Source organism: Clostridium sp. UBA6640 (assembly GCF_002455975.1).
Taxonomy (GTDB): domain Bacteria; phylum Bacillota; class Clostridia; order Clostridiales; family Clostridiaceae; genus Clostridium_J.
This window is the reverse complement of the sequence record NZ_DKLM01000068.1, coordinates 1-8184: the sequence shown is the minus strand read 5'-3', so window position 1 is coordinate 8184 and position 8184 is coordinate 1. Positions and strand designations below refer to the sequence as shown.

Genomic DNA, 8184 nt, shown 5'->3' with positions numbered 1-8184 from the left:
ACATTATTTATTTCGTCAAATAGTCAAACTGCGTCATTATATACCCCATTACTCTTTAATAAATGTTATTATGTTAGCTTTGTGGACAACATGGTTATGATATAATCTTTCCAAACTTGAAAAGCAACTTGTTTTATACCACATCTTTTCATGTGATTCATCATTTATCGAATAGTAAGAGCAAACACTATTGGCCAGTTTCCATTTACATATCTAATATCATTGGATTATAGAGCCTGATTATATGGATATAACCTGCCATAATAATATATTTATCAATCTTGGCATTAAAATAATATTTTTAGACATCTCTTTCTGTCCAATATTTGATAATGGTGCCTGACTTAAATTTTTAGGCGAACACTGTTCGCCCCTACACAAGATAAACTTATTAAAGTTAATATAAAATTATAAAATATTTGAATTGCGCATTAAAAAATACCATACATTCATTCTGAATAATACGGTATTTCATCTATTTATATTTAATTTTGTCTTCATAATAATTTAAAATCGTTCCTCTATCTACTCTACAAAATTGGAATTTATAAGTTAATTAATAAAATGCTTACTCCTACAAATAGGCATGGGAATATTCCTATTAATATTCCTATTAGTCCATGAACAAAATGATACTTTTTTTGATGATATTCTTTATCCATATGTTCAGTACCAGGTAATCTTATTACCTTAATATTAGCAAATAAAATCCAATCCATAAAGAAACAATCCCAAACATTAATTATAAACCAAATAAAAAAGCTTCCTAAAAAACCCTCTAAAAAAGTTTTTGCCTGGGCTAAACTCATTAGTCCAACAAGTACTATAATGCCAATGAAAAGAAATATTCCCTTCTTAATTATAGCTGTTTTACTTAATGGTTCTGCTGGTATTCTTTCATGAGTTTTAAAATATTCTTCTTGAATATCTTTTGGATAATCATGAATCCACCAAACTGGATTTTTACATAAAGGAATAAATATAACCAAATTAAAAATCATTGTTATAATTACAGTTTCTATTAATAATATCCACAAATTCATACTTCAATCTCCAATTCAAATTCCTATTTATCGAGTACAATTTAATACTATTATGAATTTATTATAACATATATTTCCAATGCCGTACTATTCAATTTTCAAAGAACATTATTTGCTTCGCATTATAGTCAAACTGCGTCATTATATACCCCATTACTCTTTAATAAATGTTATTATGTTAGCTTTGTGGACAACATGGTTATGATATAATCTTTCCAAACTTGAAAAGCAACTTGTTTTATACCACATCTTTTCATGTGATTCATCATTTATCGAATAGTAAGAGCAAACACTATTGGCCAGTTTCCATTTACATATCTAATATCATTGGATTATAGAGCCTGATTATATGGATATAACCTGCCATAATAATATATTTATCAATCTTGGCATTAAAATAATATTTTTAGACATCTCTTTCTGTCCAATATTTGATAATGGTGCCTGACTTAAATTTTTAGGCGAACACTGTTCACCCCTATACAAGATAAACTTATTAAAGTTAATATAGCATCGTAAAATATTTGAATTGTAAAATAAAAATACCGTAAATTCAGTTTTGAATAATACGATATTTTATAAAATTATTTTGTTTTGTAATTTCTGTCTTATAAGCAAAAAATGCCTTATCTTTAAATTAACATTACTTATAATATTTTAATATAAATTCATTTATTCTATTTAACTATGAGCAACGCTATATAATAAATACTTATAGATTAAGCACCATTTTCAAATCTGACTCTATATATTTATTATTAACAAGGGGAACATTCTCAAATCCATACTTTTCATACAATTTTATTGCTGAAATTAATTTATGATTTGTATAAAGAATTATTTTTTTTATATTTTTTTCATTAGCAGCTTGTATGCACCTTTCCATCAACTGATTTCCTATTTTTAGCCCTTGAAATTTTTCTGTCACTGCAAGTTTTGCTAATTCATATGTATCTTTATCAACTCTAATTAAAGATACTGTTCCAACTATTTCTTCTCCACATTTTGCAAAAAAAATACATCCTCCATTATCTAGTATTACTTCTTTAGGATTATTTAGAATTCTTTCATCTTCTGGCTCCACTGAAACATATTTCTCAAGCCATTCATAAGATAGCCTTTTTAAATCATTACAATATTCATCTTTGAATGAAATAATATCCACTTTGTCCACATTTCATCCCCCCTTGCATACTCTCTCCATACTAATCCAATAGCACTATTATTTATATTATTTATTTAAATATTTTCTTGTTCCACCTTTTTTATAACTTCCCTTATAATATATTCCTTCTTACATTATTGGCAAATAACTTATTATTAAATTTCTTAATAACTCTTTTGCTTCGTCATATACGAATGTTGTGTAGATTGCGATCATTATTCATATTCCTAAAGTCAATATTTCTTCAAAAGTATCAATAACATAATCATACTCGTGAGCATCACCAAAGCCATATCTTGCATATACAAATGGAATTTCTGCCACTTTTGCTGACTCTGCATCTCCGCTAGTATCTCCTACATAAATTGGTCTTTTCAAATCATTTCTTTCAATTATAATTTTATTGTTTTCTCCTTTTGATAGACCTGTTGCTCCTGAACATTCAAAGTCAGTAAAATATTCATTTAATTTATGCGCTTTAAAGAAACATTGTATGTAGCCATCCTGACAATTACTAACTATGAATAATTTATATTTTTCAGATAACTTTTTAAGTGTTTCTTCTAATTTAGAAAATAATATTCCACCATGTTCTCCTAAATAAACTTCTTCTGCTTCACAACATTCTTCCATTAATTTCATCTGAAAATCTTCATCTAAATCTGGAAATAATTTTTTCCCTATTTCATCTATGGTAAGTCCCATACATCCTTCCATATCTTTAGGTGTTACTACTCTTGTGATATTGGGATACTTGGCTAACACCGTTTCCCATGCACCACAAACTCCCTCTATTGAATTCCAAAGAGTACCATCTAAATCAAAAATAATACTGTCAATATTCATTTTTTATCTTTAGTAAGAGAATGTATTATAAATACCAAACTCTCACTAAAGTTCACCCCCTTTCATTTTGCACACTTTTAAATGTATAACAAGTTATTAGTTCACATTGTATTTGAATTGTGACATAAAAATGCCGTATAACTCACTTCTGAATAATACGGCATTTAGAAAAATTATTCGATTTTTAATTTTAGTCGTTAAATAAGAAGATTATGAATTAATTGAAGTCTCTTAACCTTTTCTCCATACTCCTCCAGGACATGAAGTAAAACCACAACTTTCATAAAGCTTACGGTTTGACTCCTCATAAGTTACAGTAACAATAGTGATCCCTCTTACTTCAGCCTCCTGAAGCAATCTTTTTACCAGTAACTTCCCAATACCTTTGGCTTGGTAACTTGGATGGACTATTACATCCTCAATATATCCATGTTCAATACCTGGACCTACCATACACCCAAATGCAATCAACCCATCATTCTTATCTCGTACTCCTGCCCAAAATAAACAATGCTCAAATAAAGCGGGATAGTCTGCATCTCTTCTTTCCCAGCCTACGGCTTCTCGAAGTTCAGGAACCTCATGATTTTTAATTTCTAAATTTATTAATACATTATAATTTTCCATTTAATCGCCCTCTGTTTGTTCATAATTAATTACTATCATGACTCAATTATAACATATTTTGTAAATACCGTATTATTCAATTTTCAAAGAACATTTATGTCACACTTTAATCAAATTGTGACGTAAAAATACCGCAAATTCACTTCTGAATAATACGATATTTTAATATTATTTTATCTTTTTAAATTCATTAATAAATTGGAATTTGTATTAATGATTTATAAAGGATAAACTTTTTTGCAATTTTCCAATTCATCACAGTCTGATTTAGAAATATATATTTCTGCTGATTTTGATAAATCATTTTCTAAAAACATTTCCTTTTTAAGCATATCAATTATAAATGGATAATTTTGTTCCGCAGATTCAGTTTTCATCCAAATTCCAATTGGATTGTTTTGACCTTCTAAATAATCATAACCGTTATCCATTATTTTTTTATCTGATAATTCTTCAATTCTATCAGGCACCGTATATCGCAAATCCAAATCAGGATTTTCTAATAATCCAGGATTTAATTTAATTACTATTGTCTCCATGCATACTTCTCCTCTTCTACGAATTCCTATTTATCTATATGTCTCATACAAATAATTTTTACTTTATCTTACTATCATGAATAAATTATAGCATATTTTGTAAATGCCCTATTATTCAATTTTCAAAGAACATTTCAATCAATTCGCAATATCATATAAATCAATAATACATTTACTAGAATTATATATGATATTTCAGTAATCAATACTGCTAGTGATCTCTTCTTTGCATACTTAGATTTCTTTTTAATCATATATAGCTAGTTATTAAAATTAATATAAAGTCACAAAATATTTGAATCACCAAATAAAAAAACACCGCTTATCCACTTTGAATAATACGGTATTATAAATAATCCTTACTTAGTGTAGATTTAATATGGTATATTAAAAATTTATTCGGTTTTATGGATTATATGAAGGCTGCGTAATAGATTGCGCTCATAATACGAATAATTCTTTCTTTAATAATTTTTTTAATTCCTTTATACTATCAACCTTATCCATTGGTATTTCTATTCTTATAAAATAATCTTTGAGTATATTACCACAGCAAGAATGAATAGACAGTCCTTTTATCAGTAGATCTAAGAATGTATCTTTATCGTCATTACCTACAAAACATGAAACAAGCTCTCTATCACACAAAAAAAGTTCAAAGATTATGGCAGGCAATTCGTAATATGATGGTGCTTGGACACAATCCGCAAAATCAATTAGTGTAATATCATTATTTTTACTGATTAAAATATTATCTCTTGTAATATCTCCATGTACTAAAACGATCTCCTCACAACATACTTTTGATGAATATCTTACTAATTCTTTTATTAATTCTGAATTCAATCCTTGCATTCTTTTTAATTGTTCCTTTTGATTACTTAAGGTAATTGATTTAACTATGGAATTTATTGGTTTATTAAATTTCTCTAATATTTTTTTGAGTTTATCTACTAAATGTTGCTTTTCATTAATGGAATATGAAAGTATATAACAAGTCTCAATATCATTAGATTTAAATTCCATAATAATATAACGAAACAAATACTTATCTTGAAATTCACCATTTGCAATTATCTTAGGTACTGAAATACCTTCCTTATTTGCAAACTCCATTGTATATAATTCAACATTATAATCGTACTCTGTATCAATACCGGTCTCAAAAGGTGCATATATTTTTATCACCAAATTATCTACTTTAAAAACAGCATTGCTTCCAGGAGCCAAATTTTCAATTTCCCCTTGCACTATTAATTGTTCATTTTTTAAAATCTCATCTATCAATGGTTTGAATACTTGAATAGAACAAAAAATATTTCCCCAAGATTCCCAATTAGTCAATTCCTCTGCAAATAACATTTCATTCCTCCATCTAAAATATAAATAATAATTACTACGCAGCTACCTACAATTATGCCTTAGCATTAAATAGAAGCAATTTTAATTTTCTAATATCATATTATTTAATTTTCAAAGAATATTTTTTATTAATTAGCTCATTCTATATTTAAATTGCTACATAAAAATACCGCAAATTTGCTTATAAATTTGTGGTATTTTAATATGTTATTTATTTTTATAGCTGCTACACCTTATAGAATGATATGGCTTAACTACAACTGTTAGTTCTTATTCTTTCAATGATGAAATTTATGTTTGTAATTTTCGTAAAACATATTTAGTAAAATCTTTTATTATATCATCATCAATTTGGTTTAAAACTTTGTTTTTTAAGAAAAATGATAAGATTACCAATCCTATAAAAACATTAACATATACATCTTTTAAGTCAAAGGTGAAAAAGCCATTTACTAATATGTAATCTAAACTACCATTCCAAAAAATCTTGTCAATTAACGAACACATGGCACCAGAAAATATAAAAGCATACATAATATTAATAAGTCTGTTAATTCCAAATCGCTTATTTAAATATTGATAGAGCAGATATATAAATATGCTCATAATTACTACTAGTAAAATATGTACATATTTGCCAATGCCTAATTGTAACATAGAATTAAGCCATGAATAATCCCTATTAAACATAGGCTCAAAGTATAGCAAAGGAGGTAATATAGGAATTTTTTGATTAAAAAACTTGTTGTTAATTATTATTTTAATAACTTGATCTATTGTTACTAAAATAAGCACTACTATATATATTTTTTTGTTTTGAATTCTCATATTTATTCTGCACCACCTAGTATAAATAATCTTCCTATAAATCTACAAATATAATTTAACAGAATCTTCTAGCAAGATTATATCACATTTTCAAATATCGTCCTATTCAATTTTCAAAAAATATATTTTATTAATTAGTTCATTCTATATTTAAAATGTACATCTTCTTATTTGCGAAAAATTGTTTCTAATTGTGTTTGCACAGGTAATTTTTCCTCTAGAATAGTAATAACTTTATCATAATCACTCTTTTTAAAATAGAATGTTTGCTGCATAAAACCACCAGATAACTTAATCTTTATATCCTTTGACTTAATTACTATAATCTTCTCAATTTCATTCCATAATATTCTTTCTTTATATGTATACATTGATATGAAGCCTTCTGATGTAATTCCTTGTGCAAGCCACATAGTTACAAACATAAGACTTCCTAATATCCCTATTACATAATGAATCCAAGTATTTGCATATAAATATGTGATTGTTATAAAAACAATCAATGCAATAGCAATTTCTACATATTTTTTTCTTGTTTGGATTATTATTTCTTTCATACGCTTTAATCTTTGTATAATAATAGACATAAAAAATAATGGAATACCAATATTAATAAATATATCCATTAAAATCTCTCCTTTAACTATAAATTCGTAATACTTAACGATTGCAATTCAGATACTCTCATTTTATCCATATTATAACATATTATTAAATATCGTCCTATTCAATTTTCAAAGAATACATTTTATTAATTAGTTCATTCTATATTTAAAATGTGATGTAAAAAAACACCCCATTATTTAAAATTAAATAATGGGGTGTTTATATAAATTGCTCATTTTTTAGTTGTTGCATTAAATACAAATAATGCGATACAAGGTTTCTATTTTAATTGATAATTAATTAAGATTTTTTAATTCCTATGAAGATACTTTTTCTATAAGCTTTTCTGGATTTACTATTTTACCTAAATTGTATTTTTTTCCTTCTTTCTCTACTTCCACTACATCCCCTGTATCTAATACTGCTTCTAAAAACTCATCTGGAGTTATATTAGGATTTACCTGACAGCATAAAGTATATAAAGCTGATACATAAGGAACAGTCCAACTAAGTCCACCTTCTCTATTTAAAAAATAATCTGAGTTTCCTGTAGGTGATGCAACACACCTGCTGTCCATTGGTACCATAAAGGTCTTTTCTATATTAATTTTTTCATAATTTTCAAAAAAATCATCTTTCCACCATGATCCAGGCTCATAATTTTTAAAATCTTCTGGATTTTTCATAACTTCTCTTCCAAGTCCCCAAAAATTAACTCCATAATATTTATTAAATCTTGTAGAGACTACCAATATTCCTTCATTTTTAGCCCTTTTTACTGCTGAATCTACCTCCTTAAATCCTTTTTTCTCTTTAGTCCATCCTACAGACATAGAAATGACTCTTATCTTTTTTTCTTTAGGTAGAGTTTTATTTATTTCTATGATTCTATCTATAGATTTTGCTAAATACTTAAAATCATAGTGAAAATCGGTTGCAGTAAATTCTCCATGAGTTTCTGCAATGTAGTATAAATCTGCTTCTGGTGCAACACCTACAGTTTTTCCCACTGCAATAGAGCTAACAGCTGGTCCATGCATATCCGCATCACTTTCTTCATTATTATGAATCTCTTCATAAAATTTTAATCTATCTTTATATTCTTCATGGTCTACTAAAAGAGTGCTATCGATAATAGCCATGCTAACTCCTTTTCCTGTAATGCCCT

General features: G+C 27.0%; 9 protein-coding genes. All 9 read right to left on the bottom strand.

Translation table 11 applies throughout. The annotated features are described in order from the left end of the window. Positions 1-545 precede the first annotated feature (545 nt). On the bottom strand, positions 546-1043 hold the full coding sequence (locus B2W91_RS07130) for a hypothetical protein (RefSeq protein ID WP_291579704.1): 498 nt from the start codon (positions 1041-1043) through the stop codon (positions 546-548). A gap of 712 nt (positions 1044-1755) precedes the next feature. Continuing rightward, positions 1756-2217, bottom strand: a complete 462-nt coding sequence (locus tag B2W91_RS07125) for a GNAT family N-acetyltransferase (RefSeq protein ID WP_291579703.1) — start codon at positions 2215-2217, stop codon at positions 1756-1758. Between the two features lie 210 nt (positions 2218-2427). Beyond that, complete coding sequence (locus tag B2W91_RS07120; RefSeq protein ID WP_291579702.1) at positions 2428-3054, bottom strand: HAD family hydrolase; 627 nt, start codon at positions 3052-3054, stop codon at positions 2428-2430. A gap of 231 nt (positions 3055-3285) precedes the next feature. Continuing rightward, a complete protein-coding gene (locus tag B2W91_RS07115) occupies positions 3286-3681 on the bottom strand; it encodes a GNAT family N-acetyltransferase (RefSeq protein WP_291579701.1) in 396 nt (131 codons plus the stop codon). Between the two features lie 218 nt (positions 3682-3899). Next, entirely contained in the window at positions 3900-4220 is a 321-nt protein-coding gene (locus tag B2W91_RS07110; RefSeq protein ID WP_291579700.1) for a hypothetical protein, read from the bottom strand. A 441-nt stretch (positions 4221-4661) separates the two neighbouring features. Then, positions 4662-5582: a phosphotransferase gene (locus B2W91_RS07105; protein WP_291579699.1), complete on the bottom strand. Its 921-nt coding sequence runs from the start codon at positions 5580-5582 to the stop codon at positions 4662-4664. Positions 5583-5873: 291 nt separating this feature from the next. Next, positions 5874-6410 carry a signal peptidase II gene (locus tag B2W91_RS07100; protein WP_291579698.1) on the bottom strand — a complete coding sequence of 179 codons (537 nt, stop codon included), beginning with the start codon at positions 6408-6410 and terminating at the stop codon, positions 5874-5876. 167 nt (positions 6411-6577) lie between these two features. After that, positions 6578-7036 (bottom strand): hypothetical protein, encoded by a 459-nt coding sequence (locus B2W91_RS07095; protein ID WP_291579697.1) that lies wholly within the window; start codon positions 7034-7036, stop codon positions 6578-6580. Positions 7037-7333: 297 nt separating this feature from the next. Further along, positions 7334-8184, bottom strand: an 851-nt coding sequence (locus B2W91_RS07090) for a S8 family serine peptidase (RefSeq protein WP_291579696.1), incomplete at its 5' end; no start/stop codon positions are given.

Coding starts and splice junctions, on each gene's coding strand:
- B2W91_RS07130 (WP_291579704.1), bottom strand. CDS start 1,043: ATGAATTTGTGGATATTATTAATAGAAACTGTAATTATAACAATGATT.
- B2W91_RS07120 (WP_291579702.1), bottom strand. CDS start 3,054: ATGAATATTGACAGTATTATTTTTGATTTAGATGGTACTCTTTGGAAT.
- B2W91_RS07115 (WP_291579701.1), bottom strand. CDS start 3,681: ATGGAAAATTATAATGTATTAATAAATTTAGAAATTAAAAATCATGAG.
- B2W91_RS07110 (WP_291579700.1), bottom strand. CDS start 4,220: ATGGAGACAATAGTAATTAAATTAAATCCTGGATTATTAGAAAATCCT.
- B2W91_RS07105 (WP_291579699.1), bottom strand. CDS start 5,582: ATGTTATTTGCAGAGGAATTGACTAATTGGGAATCTTGGGGAAATATT.
- B2W91_RS07100 (WP_291579698.1), bottom strand. CDS start 6,410: ATGAGAATTCAAAACAAAAAAATATATATAGTAGTGCTTATTTTAGTA.
- B2W91_RS07095 (WP_291579697.1), bottom strand. CDS start 7,036: ATGGATATATTTATTAATATTGGTATTCCATTATTTTTTATGTCTATT.